The 22,939-nt window shown below is 61.5% G+C and carries 20 protein-coding genes, 2 tRNA genes and 1 pseudogene; 10 read left to right on the plus strand and 13 right to left on the minus strand.

Annotated features, from left to right (window positions below; all coding sequences use genetic code 11):
* Positions 1 to 61 precede the first annotated feature (61 nt).
* From FQ320_RS21670 to FQ320_RS21700, 7 genes are all read right to left on the minus strand, one after another.
* Positions 62 to 1,498 carry a carnitine 3-dehydrogenase gene (locus tag FQ320_RS21670; RefSeq protein ID WP_148475391.1) on the minus strand — a complete coding sequence of 479 codons (1,437 nt, stop codon included), beginning with the start codon at positions 1,496 to 1,498 and terminating at the stop codon, positions 62 to 64.
* A complete protein-coding gene (locus FQ320_RS21675) occupies positions 1,495 to 2,040 on the minus strand; it encodes a lipocalin family protein (protein ID WP_148475392.1) in 546 nt (181 codons plus the stop codon). The genes FQ320_RS21670 and FQ320_RS21675 overlap by 4 nt, the downstream gene beginning before the upstream one ends.
* On the minus strand, positions 2,028 to 2,366 hold the full coding sequence (locus FQ320_RS21680) for a hypothetical protein (protein ID WP_148475393.1): 339 nt from the start codon (positions 2,364 to 2,366) through the stop codon (positions 2,028 to 2,030). Before FQ320_RS21680 ends, FQ320_RS21675 begins: the two co-directional genes overlap by 13 nt.
* Positions 2,363 to 3,004: an SGNH/GDSL hydrolase family protein gene (locus tag FQ320_RS21685; protein WP_148475394.1), complete on the minus strand. Its 642-nt coding sequence runs from the start codon at positions 3,002 to 3,004 to the stop codon at positions 2,363 to 2,365. The genes FQ320_RS21680 and FQ320_RS21685 overlap by 4 nt, the downstream gene beginning before the upstream one ends.
* A complete protein-coding gene (locus FQ320_RS21690; protein ID WP_148475395.1) occupies positions 3,001 to 3,183 on the minus strand; it encodes a hypothetical protein in 183 nt (60 codons plus the stop codon). Before FQ320_RS21690 ends, FQ320_RS21685 begins: the two co-directional genes overlap by 4 nt.
* A 358-nt stretch (positions 3,184 to 3,541) precedes the next feature.
* Positions 3,542 to 4,744, minus strand: coding sequence for a precorrin-6y C5,15-methyltransferase (decarboxylating) subunit CbiE (gene cbiE, locus FQ320_RS21695; protein ID WP_148475396.1), 1,203 nt, complete (start codon positions 4,742 to 4,744; stop codon positions 3,542 to 3,544).
* The gene (locus FQ320_RS21700; protein ID WP_148475435.1) at positions 4,741 to 5,442 is read right to left on the minus strand and encodes a precorrin-8X methylmutase; all 702 of its coding nucleotides are present in this window, start codon (positions 5,440 to 5,442) and stop codon (positions 4,741 to 4,743) included. The genes cbiE and FQ320_RS21700 overlap by 4 nt, the downstream gene beginning before the upstream one ends.
* Before the next feature lie 299 nt (positions 5,443 to 5,741).
* Here FQ320_RS21700 and FQ320_RS21705 point away from each other — a divergent pair, with 299 nt between their 5' ends.
* The gene (locus FQ320_RS21705; protein WP_148475397.1) at positions 5,742 to 6,722 is read left to right on the plus strand and encodes a glutathione S-transferase family protein; all 981 of its coding nucleotides are present in this window, start codon (positions 5,742 to 5,744) and stop codon (positions 6,720 to 6,722) included.
* Positions 6,723 to 7,170: 448 nt separating this feature from the next.
* On the opposite strand, the gene FQ320_RS21710 is transcribed toward FQ320_RS21705, so the two are convergent.
* The 5 genes from FQ320_RS21710 to rlmB all read right to left on the minus strand — a co-directional run bounded on the left by FQ320_RS21710 (position 7,171) and on the right by rlmB (position 12,875).
* The gene (locus tag FQ320_RS21710; RefSeq protein WP_148475398.1) at positions 7,171 to 9,057 is read right to left on the minus strand and encodes an acyl-CoA synthetase; all 1,887 of its coding nucleotides are present in this window, start codon (positions 9,055 to 9,057) and stop codon (positions 7,171 to 7,173) included.
* A gap of 121 nt (positions 9,058 to 9,178) precedes the next feature.
* On the minus strand, positions 9,179 to 10,966 hold the full coding sequence (locus tag FQ320_RS21715; RefSeq protein WP_148475399.1) for an ABC transporter transmembrane domain-containing protein: 1,788 nt from the start codon (positions 10,964 to 10,966) through the stop codon (positions 9,179 to 9,181).
* Between the two features lie 315 nt (positions 10,967 to 11,281).
* Positions 11,282 to 11,355: transfer RNA gene (locus FQ320_RS21720), tRNA-Gly, on the minus strand.
* Between the two features lie 66 nt (positions 11,356 to 11,421).
* Positions 11,422 to 11,889: a CoA-binding protein gene (locus tag FQ320_RS21725; RefSeq protein ID WP_148475436.1), complete on the minus strand. Its 468-nt coding sequence runs from the start codon at positions 11,887 to 11,889 to the stop codon at positions 11,422 to 11,424.
* 206 nt (positions 11,890 to 12,095) lie between these two features.
* Positions 12,096 to 12,875: a 23S rRNA (guanosine(2251)-2'-O)-methyltransferase RlmB gene (gene rlmB, locus FQ320_RS21730; RefSeq protein ID WP_148475400.1), complete on the minus strand. Its 780-nt coding sequence runs from the start codon at positions 12,873 to 12,875 to the stop codon at positions 12,096 to 12,098.
* Positions 12,876 to 13,064: 189 nt separating this feature from the next.
* On the opposite strand from rlmB, the gene FQ320_RS21735 reads away from it, so the two are divergent.
* Positions 13,065 to 13,148 (plus strand) — tRNA-Tyr (locus tag FQ320_RS21735).
* 178 nt (positions 13,149 to 13,326) lie between these two features.
* Here FQ320_RS21735 and FQ320_RS21740 read toward each other — a convergent pair.
* Positions 13,327 to 14,016, minus strand: coding sequence for a GntR family transcriptional regulator (locus FQ320_RS21740; RefSeq protein WP_148475401.1), 690 nt, complete (start codon positions 14,014 to 14,016; stop codon positions 13,327 to 13,329).
* Between the two features lie 156 nt (positions 14,017 to 14,172).
* On the opposite strand from FQ320_RS21740, the gene uxuA reads away from it, so the two are divergent.
* The 8 genes and pseudogenes from uxuA to FQ320_RS26940 form a co-directional block, all read left to right on the plus strand.
* Positions 14,173 to 15,387, plus strand: coding sequence for a mannonate dehydratase (uxuA, locus tag FQ320_RS21745; protein WP_148475402.1), 1,215 nt, complete (start codon positions 14,173 to 14,175; stop codon positions 15,385 to 15,387).
* Positions 15,384 to 16,856 carry a mannitol dehydrogenase family protein gene (locus FQ320_RS21750; RefSeq protein WP_148475403.1) on the plus strand — a complete coding sequence of 491 codons (1,473 nt, stop codon included), beginning with the start codon at positions 15,384 to 15,386 and terminating at the stop codon, positions 16,854 to 16,856. Before uxuA ends, FQ320_RS21750 begins: the two co-directional genes overlap by 4 nt.
* A gap of 116 nt (positions 16,857 to 16,972) precedes the next feature.
* Positions 16,973 to 18,145 carry an AGE family epimerase/isomerase gene (locus FQ320_RS21755; RefSeq protein WP_148475404.1) on the plus strand — a complete coding sequence of 391 codons (1,173 nt, stop codon included), beginning with the start codon at positions 16,973 to 16,975 and terminating at the stop codon, positions 18,143 to 18,145.
* Between the two features lie 36 nt (positions 18,146 to 18,181).
* Positions 18,182 to 19,162 carry a C4-dicarboxylate TRAP transporter substrate-binding protein gene (locus FQ320_RS21760; protein WP_148475405.1) on the plus strand — a complete coding sequence of 327 codons (981 nt, stop codon included), beginning with the start codon at positions 18,182 to 18,184 and terminating at the stop codon, positions 19,160 to 19,162.
* Between the two features lie 71 nt (positions 19,163 to 19,233).
* Positions 19,234 to 19,764, plus strand: a complete 531-nt coding sequence (locus tag FQ320_RS21765; RefSeq protein WP_148475406.1) for a TRAP transporter small permease — start codon at positions 19,234 to 19,236, stop codon at positions 19,762 to 19,764.
* On the plus strand, positions 19,761 to 21,047 hold the full coding sequence (locus FQ320_RS21770) for a TRAP transporter large permease (RefSeq protein WP_148475407.1): 1,287 nt from the start codon (positions 19,761 to 19,763) through the stop codon (positions 21,045 to 21,047). The genes FQ320_RS21765 and FQ320_RS21770 overlap by 4 nt, the downstream gene beginning before the upstream one ends.
* A 4-nt stretch (positions 21,048 to 21,051) precedes the next feature.
* Positions 21,052 to 22,443 (plus strand): glucuronate isomerase, encoded by a 1,392-nt coding sequence (uxaC, locus tag FQ320_RS21775; RefSeq protein WP_148475408.1) that lies wholly within the window; start codon positions 21,052 to 21,054, stop codon positions 22,441 to 22,443.
* 224 nt (positions 22,444 to 22,667) lie between these two features.
* A pseudogene (locus FQ320_RS26940) lies at positions 22,668 to 22,817 on the plus strand (LacI family DNA-binding transcriptional regulator); the annotation flags it as partial.
* Positions 22,818 to 22,939: the final 122 nt, after the last annotated feature.

Here is a 22,939-nt window from a genome sequence, read left to right on the forward strand (position 1 = left end):
TGTTCGCGCAGATAGTCCCGTCTCAAAGGCACTCTATCCCCCGGAACCTGTTGCACCCGGATCACCGTCGGCCCACCGCACGGCCGATCCCCTCGGGACGCGGCAGGGCTGCGTGGGCTGCAGCAAGTGCCGCAATCCGGTCTGCCACAGGTGGTCGGGGCCGGACGACACGGCGGGTCTCCAACGACACGTGCAGCAGGAAATGCTCGGCCGTCGCCAACAGCCGGTCAGCTTCGAACATCTGATGAAACAGATGCATCTTGGCCCCCTCACCCCTCAGACACAGGGTCTCGATCCGAATGCGCGCAGCTGCCTTCACCTCGTCCACATGGCGGATATGGGTTTCTGCGGTAAAAAAGCTGTGGCCGGCGGCGATATAAGCGGCATCGCAACCGGCAATCTCCATGAAACGGTCCGTGGCATCGCCAAAGGCCTGAAGGTACCGCGCCTCGTTCATGTGTCCGTTGTAATCGGTCCAGTCCAGCGGCACCGCCCGGTCTGAGGTGATCATCGGTGCCTCGGGTTTCGCAACGACAGCCGCCAGTGCCTGTTCGTGGCGTCGCAGGACCGCGCCCGCGCCCCAGTTCTGCGCCTTCAACCCGCGCAGGATGGTGACAAGGTTCGTGTCTCGAATCCGCTGAAGCTCGCGGATCGAATGCAGGCCCGATAGCGCACCCGACTGTTCGGCAACCGTATTGGTCAGGCCGTCCGCCGGACCGGGTGCATCGTTCGGACCGCCCGACGGCTGTGACAGGCTGCGGCCAGATTGTTCTGTGCAAAGCCGCGTTCCGGCGTCGCCCCCGGCAATGCGACAGGATTCGAACAGCCCCATCTGTGCCCAGCGCAGGCCGAACCCCATGCGGATCGCGTCATCAATCTCGGACGTCGTTGCCACCCCGTCGCGGATCATCCGCAACGCTTCGCGCCAGACGGATTGCAGCAGACGGTCGGCGATACGCCCATCGGTTTCGGCGCGCAGCCGCAACGGATACATCCCCAGCGAGGAGAGAAGCGCACAAGCCCGATCGAGGAGCGGCCCTTCGGTGCCCGCCACCTCGACAAGTGGCAGCAGGTACACCGGGTTGCACGGATGCACGACAATGATCTGTCCGGGGCGCAGCGCCCCCTGGCTCAACTGCGACAGGCCGAACCCAGCAGTCGACGAGCCGATAACCGCATCGGGCCTGCAATCTGCCTGTATCGCCACAAAGACCCGGTGCTTCAGGTCCAAATGTTCGGGCACGCTCTCCTGCACCCAATCGGCACCCGACACTGCATCACCAAGGCAGGTGTGAAAGCTCAGCCGTCCCTCGGGCGGCATCGCCACGTCAATCAGACCGGGCAGCGCGGCGCGGGCATTGGTCAGAACCTCGGCCAGCTTGCGCTCGGCCTCCGGGTCCGGGTCGAACACCCGCACATCCCACCCCATCAGCAGAAATCGCGCCGTCCAGCCGCCGCCGATCACCCCGCTGCCGATGATCGCCGCGACCCGGCTCACTGTTTGTGCACCATCTCAAGCCGCGTCAGGTCATAGCCATTGAAATCAAGGATCTCCCGCGCCGCCGCCAGCCTGTCGGGCGGGATCACCGGGTCGCGGTTCAGGATCCACCCCGCCCGGCCCGACGGCACGCCAATCACTGCCGTGCGATATCCTTCGTCGACCCACAGCACCCAGTAAGGCGATGACAGGGACGGCGCAGAGTCGAACTGCACGTCAAGCCGCCCGGGCCCGATCATCCGTGCCGAGCCTTCGATCTGTCTGACCGGGCTGTCCGCGCCGCCCTCGCGACAGGTGTTCACCACCGCAAACGTGCCATCGGTGCGCGACGTGTATTGCGCCACGGTGGCACCGCACCCGTTCTGGAACGGAACAGGATAACGCGCGATTTCATACCAGCGCCCGGCGAACCGCTCCGGCTCGAACAGGGCGATGGATGAAAACGGCGCATTGGCATCACGGTAACTGGCGGATGGCCCCGGCGCAGGCGGATTGGCCGCGCATCCAGCCAAAAGTACAAACATCACGATCAATCGATGCATATTGTCGCCGCCTGTCCGCTTTGGGTCAGTACTTCGTTACAGCCAAACAAGGGCGTAACCGGCGCACAGGATTGCGACCGAGCCAGACACAGACCTTCGCAATCGCCCGCGGCCCGGCAAATCCTGCCGCCATCGCGCGTGTCGGTGTAGCAGGCAAAGCGCCCGCCGATGCCGCCCTGCCCCCACCGCCCGCCGCGGGCCGTACAGGCCGCCTGTTCCCGCTCGATCGCGCGGGGGTCATAGCCTTTCAGCCCCGTGTCAGGCGGCGCAGAATCGCCCTGACACGACCCCAGCCCGATCATCAGTACCAGCGCCAGTCGCATCATTCTTTGCCCCTTTTCCTGATCCGTTCGCGCAGGGCATCCGCCATCACCCGGCCCAACACCGCATGGGATTGCACCGAAAGATGCACGCCGTCCAGCGGATCAACCGCCACATGGGCGCCGGCATCGATGAAACCGGCGTCAAGTCGCGCAGTCTCCTGCATCATGTGCACGAACATCCCCGCGCCGCGCGCTTCCGCACCCTCGAACATCCCCCCAAGGCATCCGACCTCGCGCACTGCCGGAGGACAGATCACCATCACGTCCTTGGCCGTTCCGGTCGCGCGCACCGCTTCCACCAGCTTTCCGACGCTCAGCGCGATATCGATGGCAGGAACGTTGAATCGCAATTTCAGATCATTGGTGCCCAGCATGATGATCACGATGTCCAACGGCGCGTGGCTGTGCAGGACGGCGGGAAGCACCGTCAGCCCGTTGCGCCATGCGCCCTCGATCGGGTCGTCATGCACCGTGGTCCGCCCGGGCAGGGCCTCGGTGATCACCTCGAATCCATCGCCCAAAGCACGCGACATCACGCCCGGCCAGCGCTGCTGCGGTGGCATCCGCTGCCATGCGCCGCGCTCCCCCATGGGCGGGGTGCCATGGGAATTGCTGTCGCCGTAAATCAGGATCACCGTCATTGCAGCACTTGCGGGCTGCAGTTCTCGAACATGCCCGCACCGGTGACGATGCAGGCGATCAACACTTCGCGGTTCTTTTGCAATGGCATCGCGCGTCCCTCCCGGCTTTCCGCAGGGAAGGCGATTTTAGCGCCGCATGCAACCCTCGGTCCGCCACCGGCCGTCGGGATAAAGATCACTCCTGCCACATTCCTGAGCCGCACATCACATACACGGCACGGTCCAGCCATAATCGTCCCCTTTTCTGCCGCGTCAAAACGCAATCTGTTCCGTTAATTATTGAGAGCCTGTTGCCGCACCCCAGCAGAGACCAAAACCGGTCGAGCAGATACCGGCTTGAGCCATGGCAAGTCCCGTTCTTGCCTCGGCGTGACCGACCCGTGGGCCGAAAACCGCCTCGCTGCCCGGGGTCAGAAATCTAGGGCGGTGTATGCGGCCAGACACCACAGGCGCGGCAGCGCACAGCCCGGCGAGGGGGGACAGGGCGGGTGGGCGGACCTGCGAGACGGGCTGTCCCGCAACACCGCAGCCCATGCATCAACGCTTGATCAGGCTCCACTGGGTCACCGGAACAGAGGGACGCCACCCGCGCAATTCGCCTTCGGTTTCCGCCCGGCACACCTGCAACCGCACAAGAGTCCCGCCATGGGCGTGGTGCAGCGCAAACAATTCCGCCTCCGACTCCAACGTCACGGCATTGGCCACCAGTCGCCCCAACGGTTTCAGCGCAGCGTAAGCCGCCTCGAATACCTCACGCGACAACCCGCCGCCGATAAAGATCGCGTCGGGTGCGGGCAATCCGGTCAGGGCGGCGGGTGCCTCGCCCTCGATCAGATCCAGACGCGGCGCACCCAGAGCCAGCGCATTCGCGGCGGCCATGGCACGGCGGTCGGCCCGGGGCTCGATCCCGATGGCGCGCGCATAGCGTGCGGCGCGCATCCATTCCACCGCAACCGATCCGCTGCCGGTTCCGATGTCCCACAACAGCGCACCGCGCATCGGCATCAGCTTGGCCAACGTAGCGGCGCGCACTTCTTGCCGGGTCATCGTGCCGTCGTGCTGGAACAGATCATCGGACAGCCCCGGCACCCGCGGCAAAAGCGCCGCATCGGGTGCGGCAACACAATCGACCGCCAAGGTGGTAAAGGCCGGCACCTCATGCGCCCATGTTCCCGCCGTCCCGTCGAACCGTTGTTCCTGATCGCCCCCCATGGCGGACAGCACGGTCATCGGGCTGCGTCCGAAACCGCGATCTGTCAGAAACCGGGCGATCCGCGCCGGGGTTTCAACACCCGTGGTCAGGATCAGCAACCGCTGGTCGGGCTGAATGAACGCAATCATCTGCTCCACCGGGCGGCCATGCACAGTCAGCGTTTCAACATCCGCCATCGACCATCCCATCCGCGCCGCAGCCAGTTGGAACGCAGAAATCTGCGGATAATAAGTGATTTCGGAGGGCGCAATCGTTCGCCCGATCCGCGCCCCGATCGAAAACCACAAGGGATCGCCAGAAGCCAGCACGACCACCCGCCGCCCGGCATATCCTTTCAGCATGTCGATCAGCGCCTCAAAGGGCGATGGCCAGGAGACACGTTCGGCGGTGATCTGATCGGACAGACAGGCGTGCCGGTCGCCGCCGACGATGATCTCCGCCGCCTCAAGAATGGCCCGGGTGGCTGGAGCCAGCCCGCCCACGCCATCTTCGCCAATGCCGACGATGTGCAGCCACGGCGCGCTCATCGCTTTTGCCCGCCGTTTTTGTGCCACGAAGAGCGACCGACAGGAAGCGATGAGTGGTCCACCGGCGTGGCCGTATCCAGACCGACGGCCAGCGCATTCACCGCCGCCGCCGCCATTGGTGATCCGCCGCGCCTCCCGCGCAGCGCGACAAACTCACAGCCCCGCGAATTGCTCGCCAGTTCTGCCTTGCTTTCGGCCGCGCCAACGAACCCCACCGCAAACCCGAGGATCACCGCAGGCTTTGGCCATCCGGCATCCAACCCCTCAAGCAGGCGGAACAGCGCTGTGGGCGAAGTACCGATCGCCACCACCGCCCCCTCCAGCCGCTCCCGCCACAGGGTCACCGCCGCAGCCGAAGGCGTCATTCCCTGTTCGCGCGCCAGACCGGCCGTCGCGGGATCGTTCAGCGTGCAGATCACGTCGTTGTCCTTCGGCAATTGCGCCCTGACGATCCCCGCCGCCACGGTTTCGCAATCGCACAATACCGGCGCACCACCCAACAGCGCGCCGTGGCCCGCCCGAAATGCATCCGGCGAAAACGCCAGCCTGTCGGCGATTTCAACCATACCGCAGGCTTGGATCATGTGGATCGCCAAATTGTCCATCCCCGGCGGAAACCGCTCCAGCCGCGCCTCGGCCCGGACAGTGGCAAGGGATTTCGCAAGAATCGCGGCAGTGTCGGTTTCGTAAGGGCGCATGGCACTCTCAGTCTTTGGTCGGGTGGCATCCGGATCGAATAGCGGCTGCATGCAACATCTTCGGGCAGGTTCTGGCCGCACCGGGGTGTTCCTGCCTGCGCCGATAGGCCGACGCCCGGTACCCGCCGGGACATCGTCTGCACCGGGTATAGGCGGCGGCCCGAAGCGGTGCAATGACGGATGGGCAAGTCCCGACCAAGCGCGACCTGTGCCCTGATGCGCAGGTCCCGTGCGACCATGCGCGTGGCCGACTGCATCGATGCGCACTAGATGTCACAGCATCGCACAGGGAGAATGATATGGGACAGCTGGTCGACGGCGTCTGGACAAATGACTGGTACGACACGAAATCGACCGGAGGAAAGTTTGAGCGGCAGGACGCATCGTTCCGCAACTGGATCACCGCCGACGGCAGCGCGGGTCCGTCCGGCGACAAAGGCTTCCGGGCCGAGCCGGGGCGTTACCATCTTTATGTCTCCTACGCCTGCCCATGGGCCAACCGGGCTCTGTTCTTTCTGGCACTGAAAGGATTGACCGAGATGATCGACGTGTCGGTCGTGCATCCAGACATGCTGGACCAGGGCTGGACCTTTGACACGGATTTCCCCGGCGCAACCGGCGATCGACAGTTCGGGCTGCCCTTTGCCCGCGACATCTATCTCAAGGCTAAACCCGGCATGACCGGGCGGGTCACGGTGCCGATCCTGTGGGACAAACAGCGCGCCACCATCGTGAGCAACGAAAGCTCGGAAATCATCCGCATGTTCAACTCGGCCTTCGACGACATCACCGGCAACACCGATGATTACTGGCCCGAAGATCTGCGCGGCACCATCGAGTCGCTGAACGTTCGCATCTACGACACGGTGAACAACGGCGTCTACAAAGCCGGGTTCGCCACCGCCCAAAAGCCCTATGACTCGGCGGTCCACGCGCTGTTCGACACCTTGGATTGGCTGGAACAACGGCTGGGCGAAAACCGCTATCTGACCGGCGACAGGATCACCGAGGCCGACTGGCGCCTGTTCTCGACGCTGGTGCGGTTCGATCTGGTCTATCACCTGCATTTCAAATGCAACCGTAACCGGATCGTCGATTTCCCCAACCTTTGGGCCTATACGCGCGAATTGTACCAATGGCCGGGAATTGCCGAGACCGTAAAGTTCGACCACATCGTGCGCCACTATCACTACAGCCACGACACCATCAATCCGCACAGGATCATCCCCATCAACCCCTCGCCCGACTGGCATGCGCCCCATGGCCGTGATCGACAGTGACTCCGCTGGCGGCACGGGATCGCCTGAAACGGTGGTGAGTTTGCGTCTGGTCAGGCTCGGTGCTGCGCTGGATCACGTCCTGTCAACGGTCTGCCGGGCAATCAGTCGGAATATCGACATGGCATTTCGCGAAATCGCCGTTTCGTCTCGACGGCACGGCGGCGCCCGGTTCAGTCGGTCGGCCTAATGTTTGGTTATGTTCGAATTTTCGAACAGATCGGGGGCCCCAACCGCGATCCGGGCCGTTGCATTCGTCAACAGCGTCATAAATTTGCGCCGGGCAAAACCCGACGTTGCGCTGACGGGCCACGGCGACCGGCTGTCCGCAAGCAACGGCTGATCGCCCATGAAGTCGAAAGTGCGGCGCGAGTATTTCGACAAAGAAGAAGTTGAAGTTGATGTACCGGCTTCTTCTTTGCCTAAATACTCGCGCCGCAGGCAATCCGCCCTATGCCGCCCAGTCCCAACCATTGGTAAAGTTGCCCAATACCTCGGCCACCTTCGCGTCCTCGGTGTCCTTGTCGCGCGTCACTTTGGCAACAAGGCCGCGTTTCTTGTCCTCGACCACTTCGACAATCCGCGCCGCGACGCCCGCCTCGGTAAGGGCGGCGTCATAGACACGCGCAATGGCGCGTTTGCGCAGATCGGGTTTGAAGACCTTTCCCACTGCGGTTTTCGGCAATTCATCGACGATTTCGATGTATTTCGGCATGGCGGCGCGTTCGTGGACGTGGTCGCGGGCATATTGCATCAGGGTTTCCACCGTGCAGTCCGAGCCGGTCACCAGCTCGACATAGGCGCAGGGCAATTCGCCGGAATGGGCGTCGGGCTGGCCTATGGCACCGACAAAGGCGACCGCCTCGTGCCCGGCCAGCGCCTCTTCGATTTCGGCGGGGTCGATATTGTGACCGCCACGGATGATCAGATCCTTCGCGCGACCGGTGATCCAGATATATCCGTCGGAATCGATCCGCCCCAGATCGCCGGTGCGCAGATAGATGTCATCGTGGAAAAGATCGTGGTTCTTGTCCGTTTCGGTATAGGTCGAACCGGCGAAAACTCCCGGGCTGGCGACACAGATTTCGCCAACCGTATCGACCTCGCATTCCTGCATGCCACCCGGCAACCTTTTCAGGATTTTCACTTCGCAATAGGGAAACGGGATACCGACCGAGCCGATCTTCTTCACGCCATCGATCGGATTTATCGACACCAGACAGGTCGCCTCGGTCAATCCATAGCCCTCACAGACCGCCACTCCGGTTGCCTTTTCGAACCGTTTGTACAGTTCGACCGGCAAGGGCGACGACCCCGAAAATGCCTGTTTGATCGATGAAACATCGGCGTTCACCGGTCGTTGCATCAGCGCGGAAATCGCTGTTGGAACGGTGATCACGAAGCTGATCTTCCAGCGTTCGACCAGTTTCCAGAAATTGTCGAACACGCCTTCGCCGCGATACCCCTGTGGTGTCGGAAACACCACATGCGCCCCCGATGAAATCATCGCCATCAGGATCACATGGCAAGCAAAGACATGGAACAGCGGCAGCGGACAGATCACGTTGTCCTTTTCCGTAAACAGCAGCTGATGCCCCAGCCAGCCGTTGTACACCATCCCCGAAACCTTGTGCTGTGCCACCTTGGGCATGCCGGTGGTCCCACCCGTGTGGAAGAATGCCGCAACCCGGTCGGTTTCCGGGTCATCGAAGGATAGAGTATCGCGCCGTTTGGCCAATTCGGTCATGAAATCCAGCACCTGCGCGCTGTGGCTGACCGGGTTCCTTGGCCGGATGAACGGCACGATCCAGCTTTTCGGCGGGGTCAGATACCGGTTCAGGTCGACCTCAAGAACGGTTTTCACGTTCGGCGCCAGTTTCAGCGCAGCAGCGGTTTTCTGGGCGACGTCGGTCTTCGGAAAGGCCTTGAGCGTCACCAGCACCTTTGCCCCGGTTTGGCGCAGGATCGCGGCGATCTGTTCTGTATCCAGCAGCGGATTGATCGGATTGGCGATGCCCGCAATGGTACCGCCGAGCAGCGTCACCGCCGCCTCAAGGCAGTTGGGCAGCACATAGGCCACCACGTCGTCCGGTCCGATTCCGAGATCGCGAAACAGGTTCGCCGCCTGTGTGCATTGGCGGTGATACTGGGCCCAGGTCAGGGTTTCCGCCTTGTCGGTTGGCCCCGACTGCAATTGAAAGGTAATCGCCCGGCGGGCCCCGTGCCGTTCGGCAACCGATGTCAGGAACCGGTGCATGGTGCGCGCAACATCGCGCTCTTCCCAAGTCGATTCAGCCTCGATTGCGGCGCGATCAGCATATCCGGCAAACTGGCCCATTGCGGCGTCTCCTCCCGTTCTTCGGCGCGATTTCGCTCACGCTCGTGTGGGGCAGGATGATCGGAAATCCAGCGCGGGGCAAGCGGCGCGACGTTGCGTCGGCCTTTGGCGTGACGAAAGGTTACTCGGCGGCCAAACCATCGGTAAATTGCATCCGCGCCAGCCGGGCATACAGCCCGTCCTGCGCCACAAGATCGTCATGGGTGCCCTGAGCGATGATCCGGCCGTCTTCGAACACCAGAATGCGATCGGCCTTCTTAACGGTTGCCAGACGGTGCGCGACGATCAGCGTCGTGCGCCCCTCGCTCAGCCGGTCCACTGCCTGTTGCACCGCGCGTTCGGATTCAGCATCCAGCGACGATGTCGCCTCGTCCAGCAACAGCACAGGCGCATCGCGCAGGATTGCGCGGGCGATGGCGATCCGTTGCTTCTGGCCGCCCGACAGCATCACGCCGCGTTCGCCCACATAGGTGTCATACCCTTCGGGCAGCGCGGCCAGAAAATCATGGGCGGCGGCGGCGCGGGCGGCGTCTTCGACCTCAGCGTCCGTGGCATCGGGGCGACCGAAACGGATGTTTTCCCGCGCGCTGGCTGCAAAAATTACCGGATCCTGCGGCACCAACGCCATATGGGCGCGGAACGCGTGGCGGTTCATCGTCGAAAGCTCGGTGCCATCCAGCGTGATCCGTCCGCTGTCGGGATCATAGAACCGCAGCAAAAGCTGAATGACCGTCGTCTTGCCTGCCCCCGAAGGACCGACCAGCGCCACGGTTTCCCCCGGCGCAATATCAAGCGACACACCGTCCAGCGCCGCAGTTGCGGGCCGGGAGGGATAGCGGAACACGACGTTGTCGAAGGCGATTGCGCCCCGGACCGGGCTGGCAGGCGCAACCGGTTCCGCCGGATCGTTCACCGTATCCACCGTGTTCAACAGCTCGACCAGCCGTTCTGTCGCCCCCGCCGCACGCTGCAATTCGCCCCAGATCTCTGACAATGCGGCAACCCCACCGGCCACCATCACGGCATAGATGACGAATTGCACCAATTCTCCGACGCTCATCAGGTCGGCGCGCACATCCCGCGCACCGATCCACAGCACACCGACGATGCCGGTAAAGATCAATGCAATCACGATCACCGTCATCGACGCACGGGTTGCGATGCGTTTTCTTGCGGCGTCAAAGCTTTTCTCGGTCACGTCGGAAAAGGCCCGGCGACTCAGGCTTTCGTGGGTAAAGGCCTGCACCGTCTGAACCGAGGTCAGGGTCTCGCTAGCGCTGCCCGAAGACGCCGCGATCCAGTCCTGATTTTCACGGCTCAGCACGCGCAACCGCCGGCCCAGCACGATGATCGGAACGATCACCGCAGGCACGATCAACATGACCATCGCCGACAGTTTGACCGAGGTGAAAAACAACAGGACCAGCCCGCCAATCAGAATAAGCGCATTGCGCAGGGCAATCGACACCGAAGAGCCGATGACCGACAGGATCAGCGTTGTATCGGTGGTAATGCGCGACAGAACCTCGCCCGTCATGATCTTTTCATAAAACGCCGGCGACATGCCGATCACCCGGTCGAACACCGCCTTGCGGATATCGGCCACCACACGTTCACCCAGCCGGGTGACAAAATAATACCGCAGCCCGGTCCCCACGGCCAACAGACCGGCAATCGCCAAAGCGGCCAGAAAATATCCGTCAAGCAGCCGAACAGCACTGGTTTCGAACCCGTCGACCACCCGGCGCACGGCAATCGGCAGGATCAGCGACACACCGGCGGTCAGACACAGAGCGCCGAGGGCAAGGACCATCAACACCCGATACGGCTTTACGAAAGGCCAGAGAGACGCCAGCGCGCCAATCTTTTTTGACCGCGCACGGTCCTTGTCGTTGCTGGTGATCGCCATTGTCTGTCCCCGTTTTCCGCGCACCCCGCTTAGCGCCTGCACCCCCCCGGGGCAAGACAAGCATGGCGGGACATGCGGTCCACCGATTTTCCGGGGCGTCGCAACCTGCTCCAATTTCGTGGCCCCGACAGAAAAACGGGGTGCCCGGGCGCCTCTCCTCAGCGAGGTTGCGATCATCCAATTTGGGGTTTTCGCCTGTTGTCCGTCGGCGGCCGGTACCCGGATCCCCGGCGCGACGACCATGCTGAAGGAGAAAGCATGATCAAAAGCCGGGCATTCAAATAACCCGGTGAAAGGCCAGTACTGAGAAAGGAGTGGAGCGGGCGGCGGGAATCGAACCCGCGTCTCTTGCTTGGAAGGCAAGGGTCTTACCATTACACAACGCCCGCGCTGATCATTTGACTAAACCATGATTTGAGCGGTTGCAAGTCACCCGATCACGTCACGCCATGGTGTCACCTGCGCGACGAAATCACTCCGGTGTTGAAACCGCCCATCCGCAGTTCACCGAACAACCGCTGATATTCGATCTTCGGGCAGCGGTTTTGAATAACCGTCACCCCCTGCGCCTCTGCCATAGCCGCTGCTTCGGGGTGGGTCACACCGATCTGCATCCAGATCACCTGCGGCACATGATCCAGCGCCAAGGCCGATTCGACGATCTGCGGCACATGTTCGGGGCGTCGAAAGATGTCGACCATGTCGATATCGCCCGGAACTTCGGCAAGATCCGCCACCACCGTCTGCCCGAACAGGATTTCACCGGTATGCATCGGGTTCACCGGCGTTACCTGAAACCCTTTCAGCGAGAGATAGCGCGCAACATAAAAGCTGGGGCGCACAGGATTCATCGACACGCCGATACAGGCGACGGTTTTCACCCGGGTCAGAATTGAACGGAGCAGCTCGTCAGAATATTCCATGATCCGACCTTCGGACAAAAAAGCGCCCGAAGCAATCTCCGGGCGCAGTGTGGAACGAGGGACAGTGAAGGACATCGGGAGTTCCGAACCCGCGTCCTGATTGTGACATGGGCACATCGCCACCTGATAAAAAGCCCGATCAGCTATTTGTGATCAGGAACCGTTGGGGCGGAGTGCTCACAGCACCCTGCCCATGCCCGATGGCGTCAACCGGAACTGGCCGCAAACAGCGACACAGCCGCAGCATTCGACACGTTCAGCGACCCGAATTCACCCGCCGAATCGATCCGCGCGACCACGTCGGCGGTCTCGCGTGTCTTTTCGCGCATTCCCGGCCCCTCGGCCCCAAGAATCAGCGCCACGGGTCGCCCCGCCGCCTGAGTTATCGCCGTGGCCAGAGTGATGTCGCCAGTGCCGTCAAGGGCGATCAGGACATAGCCCATGGCACGCAGACGCTCCATCGCGTCGGCCAGGTTGGTGACCCTCAGATAGGGTTGCCGCTCCAGCGCGCCCGATGCCGTCTTGGCCAGTGCGCCGGTTTCGGGGGCCGAGTGGCGGGTGGGCGCGATCACGGCGCAGGCCCCAAACACCTCGGCGCTGCGCAACACGGCGCCCACGTTATGCGGGTCGGTGACCCGGTCCAGCAGCACTGTGATCGCGCGCCGTCCTTCGGGTGCGATGCAGCGGTCCTCGATCCGTCCCCAGTCCAGCGGCTTAACCTCAAGCGCCGCGCCCTGATGGACCGAACCGGGGTCGAGCGGTGCCGTAAATTTACGCGGATCCGCAATTTCAGGCGTCATGCCTGAAACGGCAACGGCATCGGCAATCCGGTCAAGCGCGTTCTTCGTCACCACGAGACGCAGCCGCTCGCGCTGTGGATTGATCAGCGCATCGCGCACCGCATGCAGTCCGAACAGCCAGACGGTCTCGGCCGCAGCCGCGCGCTTGTCCTGTTCTTTTTCGACAACCCATTTCGGTTTCTTCATCCCGCGCCCCCGACTGCCCGCCTGTTTCCGACAAAACCCACTAGCGCGATTGCGCCCGCAACGCCAGCACGGCACATGCCCCAAATGCCTGACAGATCAATTTCACACGTTTCATGCTTGACGATGAAATGTCTGACAGTTATCCACCGCCTCGCTGTCCTGACCCGCCAATCGGCAATCGGGACATGTGGGCGACAGGCCGCAAGGTGTGGCAGGGGACTGTAACTCCCTCGCGGAGACGCACGCCAGGTTCGATTCCTGGGTCGCCCACCATTTCCTTTCAAATTAGTGAGTTACGGACCGCTTTTCTCAGGTGCAACACTGACCATGTCTGCGACGCAGCGAGTCTCGCCATTTGCCTGGCCTGAAGCGCAAGGCGTTGAAGGCCTGCGAACCGGGCAGGCCTGTCACAGAGATCGGCGGCTAAGCGCGCTTGGCTGAAAGCGAGCGTCTACTGGGCGTCGTTGACTGCCGGGGAAACCTCAAAATAGTCAGGCAGGGCCGCCGCCAGGGTTTTCAGATCATCCAGGACGCGCCGCAAGTGTTGACGCATTGCTTGTTCGGCTCGTCCTTCGTCGCCTGCCTCGATTGCGTCCACGATCGCTTCGTGTTGCTGTATGACGCGATCCAGCGGCAGTTCCTGAGCGGTCAGGTGGCGCACCCTGTCCATATGCATTTTAATCGGCTGAAGATGCGCCCAGGCAGCCTCTTGCCCTGCAGCGGCGGCAAGGCTTCGGTGAAACCGTTCATCAAGCCTGATGAATTGGGCGCCGCCCTTCGCAATATCCCTGTACTGGTCTTTGATCTGCGCCCGGAGATCTGCGAGAATGTCGGGTCGCACATTGCCGGCGACAAGTTTGGCGATATCAGCCTCGACGGCCTCGCGCACAAACCGCGAGGCGCCGACTTCGGCCAGATTGATCTTGCAAATGAACGTGCCGCGCTGCGGTCGGATTTCCAACAGCTTTTCTGCGGCAAGCTTGATGAACGCTTCCCGCACGGGTTGGCGTGACATGCCGAAGGAATTGGCGATGTCCTGTTCTGACAATCGCGTTCCGGGGGTCAAATCGCCAGCCACAATCTGATCCCGCAGAATTGTTATCAGTTGCGCGCCAATCGGCGCGGTCGCGTCGAATGTCATGCGTGCTCCACCATACAAAGTTTGCCCAAGTCTCGGCGAAAGCAACGGCGCCGTCGACAGGATCTAAATGATTTTATACTACCATACTTGTCAACAACCGATTACTGCGATAGCAAGATGTGCAGTATTCGGAATCACGGACGAGAGGAGAACGCGATGCGGCAGGCTTGGCGCTGGTTCGGCCCGAACGATGGGGTCGGGATTGACGATATGCTTCAGGCAGGCGTCGAGGGTGTCGTCTCGGCACTGCATCACGTTCCCACCGGGGAAATCTGGACCGCCGAAGAAATCCGTCGTCGTCAGGATCAAATTGCAGTGCGGCGTGATGGCAGTGCATCGGGCCTGCGCTGGGAAGTTGTCGAGAGCCTGCCGGTGTCCGAGGACATCAAGAAGCAGCAAGGCGCGTGGCGTGCCCATATCGAAGCCTATCGCGCGAGCCTTCGCAATCTGGCGGATGCCGGTATCGAAGTGATCTGCTATAACTTCATGCCGGTCCTCGATTGGACGCGGACCGATCTGGCGTGGCGTGTGGGCCATGGTGGCACCGCGATGCGTTTCGACCTTGGTGATTTCGCCGCCTTCGATATTCACATCCTGAAGCGCCCCGGTGCAGCCGAGAGCTTTACCGATGCCATCACAGAGGACGCCAACAGGCGTTTTGCCGAGATGTCCGAGGCCCGGCGTGAAGAGCTTATCGCAAATGTTGTCTTTGGACTGCCGGGTGCTGCCGAGAATTTCAGCCTTGCCGACGTGCGTGTGCATCTGGCGCAATACGCCAATATGTCGCCCGAGACGTTGCGCCAACACCTTGTGGATTTTCTGTCCGAGGTCGTGCCCGAAGCCGAGAAGTTGGGCCTGAGGATGTGTTGTCACCCGGATGATCCGCCGTTCCCCCTTATGGGGCTGCCACGGGTCATGTCGACCGAAGCAGATTACCGCGCCACCATGGATGCGGTCGATCTGCCAGCGAACGGGATAACCCTGTGCTCTGGATCGTTGGGCGCGCGTGCAGACAACGATTTGCCGGGAATGATGAAGCGGCTTGGTGACCGGGTGCATTTCCTGCATCTGCGCAATGTGGCGCGGGACACCGACACCACGCCATGTTCGTTCTATGAGGCCGAGCATCTGGGCGGCGACACCGATATGGTGGCCTTGGTAAAGGCCGTTCTGCAAGAAGAGAAACGGCGTCGCGCCGCAGGCCGCAGTGACAGCTCCATCCCGTTCCGGCCCGATCACGGACAGGATATTCTGGACGACCTGAACCGCAAAGCGCAACCCGGATACCCGGCCATTGGCCGTCTCAAGGGATTGGCCGAGTTGCGCGGCGTGATGACGGCCCTGGAACATGTTGAGGGAGCAGAGGCTTGACGAAACTCACACAGGAAACGGCCAGGGACTTACCGGCTGCGCTCTCCCCCGGCTATGTGCCCGGCGATCATGGCGTAGGTATCCTTCATCTGGGCTTGGGCGCATTTCACCGCGCCCATCAGGCGGCTTATACTGATGCAGCGCTTGCAGCCGAAGGCGGTGATTGGCGGATTCTGGGCGTCAGCCTGCGCTCGACCGGGATCGTGGATGCGCTTGCGGCACAGAATGGACTCTTCACCCTGACCGAGCGTGGCGACGGCCCGGACAGAACCCGCGTCATCGCCTCTATCGCGGAAACGATTGCCGCAAGTCGCGACACAGAGGCGGTGCGCCGCGCATTCGAGCGGCCTGAAATCCGGGTCGTGACCCTGACAGTCACCGAAAAGGCCTATGGCTTTGATCGCGCTGCGATGGATATTGATCCCGCACACGCCGATGTCGCCACCGATCTGAAAGATCCCCGGAATGCGTCAGGGGTACTGGGCCTGCTGACCGAAGGTTTGCGGCGGCGGCGCGACGCCGGTCTGGCAGCGCCTGCGATACTGTGCTGTGACAACCTGCCTGAAAACGGTGCCTTGCTTGCCGCGGGCGTGTTGGGATTTGCCCGCCGGGTCGATCCGTCGCTTGCGGAATGGATCGAGCGCGAAGTGTCGTTCCCGTCGTCCATGGTTGACCGGATCACCCCTGCCGCGACGGAAGAAACCACCGCCCGCGTACGTGACCAGTTCGGGATTGATGATGCCGCGGCGATCGAATGCGAAGCCTTTACCCAATGGGTGATCGAAGAGGATTTCCCGCAGGGCCGCCCGAATTGGGAAGCCGGCGGCGCGTTGTTTGTAAAGGATGTCGCGCCCTACGAGCGGATGAAGCTGCGCATGCTGAACGGCGCGCACTCGCTGATTGCCTATGCCGGGTTTCTTGCAGGTCATGTCTATGTTCGCGATGCGATGCAGGATGCGGCGCTGGTCAGACTGGTGGATCGGCATATGAAAGCCGCCGCACTGACAGTGGGCCACCTGCCGGATATCGACTTGGACACCTATCGCGGTGAACTTCTGGCGCGTTTCGCAAATCCGTCGATTGCGCATCAGACGTTTCAGATCGCGATGGACGGGACGCAAAAACTGCCGCAACGCATCTTTGCCCCCGCCATCGAGGCGTTGGAATCGGATGCGGACATGGCACCTTTCGCCTTCGCGACAGCCGCGTGGATGTGTTATTGCACTGGCATCGCAGAAGATGGCACGCCCTATGACCTTCGCGATCCGCGCGAGGTAGAAATCCGCGCGGCCATTGGTAAGACCGACAAGCAGGACGCCAAAGCCATTTGCGACGCGCTGATGTCCTTACCCGATTTCTTTCCCGCTGCCCTCACCAACAACGCCACTTTCAAAGACGCCTGCACAACGCGTCTGCAGGTAATCCTGACCAAGGGGATGGCCGCGGCGATATTGCAGGAAGCTGGATGACGCCGCGCCAAGGGATCAAGATTGCGAAACGGACCATCCGGTCCCTGAACGCGATCCGCGACCGGGCTGGCCAAGCGGCGCCAGGCTGAAAACAACCAATACGGGAGGGGGAGCCGATGACACGACCGGATTCTAATAACGCTGCAAATTCCTTTGCTTCGCAGTTCATTCCTGCCTGGCTCGACGTTGCCTTGCCCCATGGCGAAGGCCCCTCTGCCGTTTGTGAAAGCATCGGCGCGTCTGATGCAGCGCCAACCACACTGACGCAGGCCCGCACCGTTTTCACCTTGGCGCATCTGCATCTGGTCACCGGCACACCCGGGTTGCTGAAGGCAGCGGACCGGATTTATCGGCACATGGTTGCACAACTGCGTGACGCGGATGGCGGGTTTCGGTTTTCGGTCGGACCAGAGGGCGGTATCCGGCGCAGTTATGACCAGTCCTTTGCGCTGTTGGCGCTGGCCACCCTGCGCCGGGCGGATGCCGGATTGGTCAGTTCTGCCGAAATCGAGGCCTGTTGGGATTTTATCGCCAAACGACTGACCGAACCGGATGGGTCGCTCTGGGAGAACGACCGCGGCCCGAGCGCGGATGGCGTGCGGTCGCAAAACCCGCATATGCATATGCTGGAAGCGGTCTTGCAATGCTATGAAATGACCGGCGCACCGATCTGGCTGGATCGCGCAAAGATCTTTGTGGATCTGGCGCAACGCTTTTTCATTGATCCTGAAACTGGTGCGGTGCGTGAATTTGTCGGGCCGGATCTTATGCCTCTCGATTCCGAGGCGGGACAGCGCCGTGAGCCGGGCCATCAATACGAATGGGCCTGGCTTTTGCGCCGCTATGCCGGTTTCAGCGGTGATCCCGCACCGGTCGCATTGGCCGACCGGATGCAGGTCTTCGCAGAACAATTTGGCTGCCGTGGCAATGGCCCGATGGCTGGCGCGCCCTATGATGCGCTTGATGCCAAAGGCGCTGTGGTTGAGGCAACCCATCTGCTTTGGCCGCTGACCGAAGCAGGAAAACTATACGCCGCGATCTACCGCGACACCGGCGATGCTGATGCGGCGCGCGCCGCGCACCAACTCGAACGGCTTGTGTTCGACAGGTATTTCATCCCAGCAGATCAGCCGCTTTGGGTGAACCAGCTTGATGGCGACGCGCAGGTGGTATGGGACGCCGCACTGTCGCGCCTGCTTTATCACATTGCCCTTTTCGTGACCGAGGGCATTTCAGCCAATCTTTGGCAAGACGCAGGCACCGAAATGCCCGCTGGTGCCAAATTTTAACAACGAACGATCCAGCTATAAACCGGAGGAGAAACTATGAAACATCTCGTATGGAAAGGCGCGACTGCCGCGCTTGCAACCCTTATCGCAACGCAGGTTGCAGCAGCAGACTTTGAGCTTGCGCTGTCCACGTCGCAGCCGCTGACCGATCCGCTTGTGATCGCGATGAAAGGTGCCGAAGAAAAGATCGAGGCACGTTCTGACGGCCGTCTTGTCATCACGATCTATCCCAGCTCGCAATTGGGCGAAGACAATGACGTTCTGGAGCAAATTCGCGACGGCGCCCCGATTGCGGTTCTGGTGGATGCAGGCCGTCTGGCACCGTTCAAGAAAGAACTGGGCATCCTGTCGGCTCCCTATCTTGTGGACGACTATACCGGATATGCCGCAATCACCGCCTCGCCGGTTTATGACGAGTGGGTTGAGGATCTGGCGGACAGCACCAGCCTGCGTCTGCTGAACTATAACTGGTTCCAAGGCACTCGGCAGATGTTCAGCAAAAAGCTGATCGAAAAGCCGGAAGACCTGACCGGTGTCCGTGTCCGCACGATCGACGCGCCAAGCTGGGTTGCGACGATTGACGCGATGGGGGCGACCCCGGCACCAATGGCATGGTCCGAGGTGTATTCCGCTCTTCAGTTGGGTGCCATCGACGGGGCCGAAGCCCAGTTGACCGGCGCTTTCGGCATCAAGTTGCACGAAGTTTCCACCAACGTCGCGTTCACCAACCATATCCAACTCTACACTGGACTGGTGACCTCGGAAACATGGTTCAAGACCCTGCCCGAAGATCTGCAGGTGATCCTGACCGAAGAACTGGCGGCAGCGGGCGATGCTGCTACGGCTGGCACAGTGGCAAAACTGGGCGAGGTTCAGGCCGAAATGGAAGCGGCTGGCGTCACGTTCAACGAAGTCGATATGGCACCGTTCCGCGAAGCAACCAAAGGCGTCTATGACGAACTCGGTCTGTCGGAAGCGCGTGAAGCGCTGCAGCCCTACCTCAAGGGCGCAAACTAAGTCCTGACAGCGCATGTCATGTGCCCGGTCCCTTTGCGGGGGCCGGGCCACCAAAACCCGAGGAGAAAGCGATGAGGCTTTTCAAGATCTATGACGCCATAGAGACAGCCGTGGCACTTTGCGCGCTGGCCGGGGTGGTCTTGGCGGTGCTGATCGCAGCCGTTGGGCGCAGCCTGGGCTGGCCCGTCGCCTCCGCGCCTCAATTTGCACAGCTTTTCCTCATCTGGGCCTGTATGCTTGGGGCGGATATCGCGCTGCGACAGGGCGAACATATTCGCGTTTCAGCACTGTCCGACATGTTGTCGCCCAAGGCGCGTGCGGCGCTTTCGCTGTTTGGTATTGCTCTTATTTTGCCGTTTCTGGCGTTCATCGCCTGGCATGGCTGGCATCTGGCCCTTGGCAACTGGGAGCGTGAGTTGGGTGCGTCCGGTCTGTCCTATGGGTTGGTCACGCTGGCTCTCCCGGTCTGTGCCGTGCTGATTGCCATGTCGATCATCCGCCGGTTGTTCGAGACAAAACTGGCGCAGTTTTTCGAACCCGATGGCCTCGCCGACACAACGCACCGGGCTGACGCCCAGCATTCCGCGGAGGATCTGCTATGATTTCAGGCGCCATCCTATTTGCGACGCTGTTCTTCATCGCGATCGGCCTGCCCGTGGCCTTTGCGATCGGAATAGGCGGAAGCGCTTATTTTCTGTTGCCATCGACCTTCCTGCCGGATTCCACGGCGGTGCAGAGAATCGTCGCTGTCAGCCAGTCGTTCCCGCTTCTTGCCGTTCCGCTGTTCATCATGCTTGGCAACCTGATGAACGGTTCCGGCATCACCCATCGCCTGATCGCGCTTGCCACCGTTCTGGCAGGCTGGATGCGCGGCGGACTTGCCCAATCGTCATTGTTGCTCAGCGCATTGATGGGGGGCGTTTCCGGCTCGGCTGTGGCCGATGCTGCGATGCAGGCGCGGGTTCTTGGCGTGCCGATGGTCGCAAAAGGCTATAGCCCCGGTTTTGTCGGTGCGCTTTTGGCCATTGGCGGGCTGATCACTGCGACGATCCCGCCCAGCCTTGGTCTGATCCTCTATGGATATCTTGGCGAAGTTTCGATCGGCAAACTGTTCATTGCCGGCATCGTGCCGGGCATCATGCTGACTGTGGCGTTGATGACCACGACGACAATCGTCGCACGCCGTCGCAACTATGTGCCCGAAATGGATCGTCGCCCCACAGCAAGGGAAGTCTGGCTGGCCTTCAAAGAGGGATTTTGGGCGATCCTGTTCCCGGTCTGGTTGTTGCTTGGCATCCGTTTTGGTTACTTCACACCATCCGAGGCCGGGGCATTCGCCATTGTCTATACTCTGATTGTCGGAATGCTGATCTATCGCCAGCTTTCGGTGCGTCAGGTGATCGAGGCGATGCGTCAGACCCTTGTTGATATCGGGATGATCATGCTGATCATTCTGTTCTCGGGCACCTTCGGCTATGTCATCACATTCGAGCGCGTGCCGCAGAGCATTGCAGAATTCGCCCTGACCGCTTTCAACGACCCCACGGTGCTGCTGTTTGCGATTTCCGGATTTCTTCTGGTGCTTGGCATGCTTGTCGAAGCCACGGTTCTGGTGATGCTGCTGACGCCGATCCTTGTGCCCGTCATCACGGCGGCAGGGCTTGACCCGGTGCATTTTGGGCTGGTCATGATGACCCTTGTGACCTTTGGCGGCATGACGCCCCCGGTCGGGGTGTCCATGTTCACGGTCTGTGGGATCCTGCGCTGTTCATACAAGGATTATACGATTGAATCGCTGCCTTTCGTTGCTGCGGTCCTTATCACCGTCGTTGTGATGATCCTGTTCCCCGGGTTCGTCATGTATCTTCCCAATCTGTTGATGTGATCCCATGACCCTGCACCCAGACCGCCTTTTTCCGACCGATGCACCCACCCGTCAAATGGCGCGGGCGCTTTATGACTGTGTGGCGTCAGCGCCCATCGTTTCGCCCCATGGCCACACCGACCCGCGCTGGTGGGGCGAGAACACGGCGTTTTCGGACCCTTCCAGTCTGTTCGTGACACCCGATCACTATGTGACCCGGATGTTGATCAGTCAGGGTGTGCCGTTCGAGGCGCTTGGGATCGGAGAAGGTGGCGAACCCGATCCGCGCAAGATCTGGCGCAGCTTTGCCGCGCATTACTATCTGTTCGCGGCAACCCCTTCGCGGATCTGGGTTGACCATGCGCTGGAGGAGGTTTTCGGCGTCACCGACCGGCTTTCAGAAAAGACCGCCGATACAATCTACGACACGATTGCCGAAAAGCTGGCGCAACCGGAGTACCGGCCCCGCGCGCTGTACCAGCGCTTCAACATCGAAGTGATCGCGACAACCGACAGCCCGCTTGACGATCTGCGCCACCACAAACAGGTCGTGTCTGACGGATGGTCGGGGCGTGTCGTGCCCACCTATCGTCCCGACGCGGTTGTCGACCCCGATACCCCCGACTTCCTGCGCAACCTTGATCTTCTGGCGAATATTTCGGGCTGTGACACCGCGTCATGGCCGGGGTATCTCGCCGCCCATCGTCAGCGGCGGGCGTTCTTCAAAGAAATGGGTGCCACCGCCACGGACCACGGCCACCCCTCGCCCCGCACTGCCGATCTGCCCGAGGCCGAGGCACGGGCCTTGTTCGACCGTCTGCGTGCAGGCAAATCCATGCCCGGCGATTCAGAATTGTTTCGTGCCCAGATGCTGACCGAAATGGCCCGCATGTCGGTTGACGATGGTCTGGTGATGCAGATCCACCCCGGATCATCGCGCAGCCACAGCGACGCGGTGCGCGCCCAATACGGAACGGACCGTGGCTTCGACATTCCTGTCCCGGTCAGTTTCACCGAAGCGCTGCGCCCCATGCTGAACGCTGTCGGAATGGAGCCGGGCCTGAAGATCATCCTCTTTACGCTGGACGAGACGACCTATGCCCGCGAACTGGCGCCGCTGGCCGGGGTTTGGCCCTGCCTGCTGATCGGACCACCGTGGTGGTTTCACGACAGTTTCGAAGGAATGCGACGTTTCCGCCAATCGGTCACGGAAACCGCCGGGTTCTGGAATACTGCGGGGTTCAACGATGATACTCGGGCGCTCTGCTCGATTCCGGCGCGTCATGATGTGGCCCGACGCTGCGATGCAGCCTTCCTTGCAGAACTCGTTCTGAGCCATCGGCTGGGTGAAGAGGAAGCATTTGAAATCGCACCGTTGCTGGCGAATGGACTGGCGAAAAAGGCATACAATCTCTGAACGGCGCTTTTACCTCGTTGTGACGTGACGGGGGTTCATCCCCGTGTCTGTCTGTTTCGCTGCCACCCCTTGGCGATTGCGAAGTCGCAATGGACTGTACAGCAAACCGCGCCTCCCCCGACGGATCGGCCGGATAGGATAACCCAGCCCACCGGCATCGCCATGCCGGCTGCGCTGGCGCGCGGTTCCGGCTGATATGGTGTCCGAACCTTGGGGGGGGGCGAATGTACGGCAAGACCAGACACGTCACCATCAGCCAGGTCGCCGATGCGGCGGGCGTCGCCCGTTCGACGGTGTCGCGCGCCTTTACCCGACCTGACCTAATCAAACCCGAGACGACCCGCCATGTCCTGAGCGTCGCCAAGCGGCTGGGCTATGCACCCAACCGCATGGCGCGGGCGGTGTCTACCAGACACACCGCCAATATCGCGCTGGTGGTGCCGCATCTGACGAACCCCTTCGTGCCACCGCTGATTCTGGGCATCCAGCGCGAGGC

The sequence above is a fragment of the Oceaniovalibus sp. ACAM 378 genome, assembly GCF_008085915.1.
GTDB lineage: Bacteria > Pseudomonadota > Alphaproteobacteria > Rhodobacterales > Rhodobacteraceae > Oceaniglobus.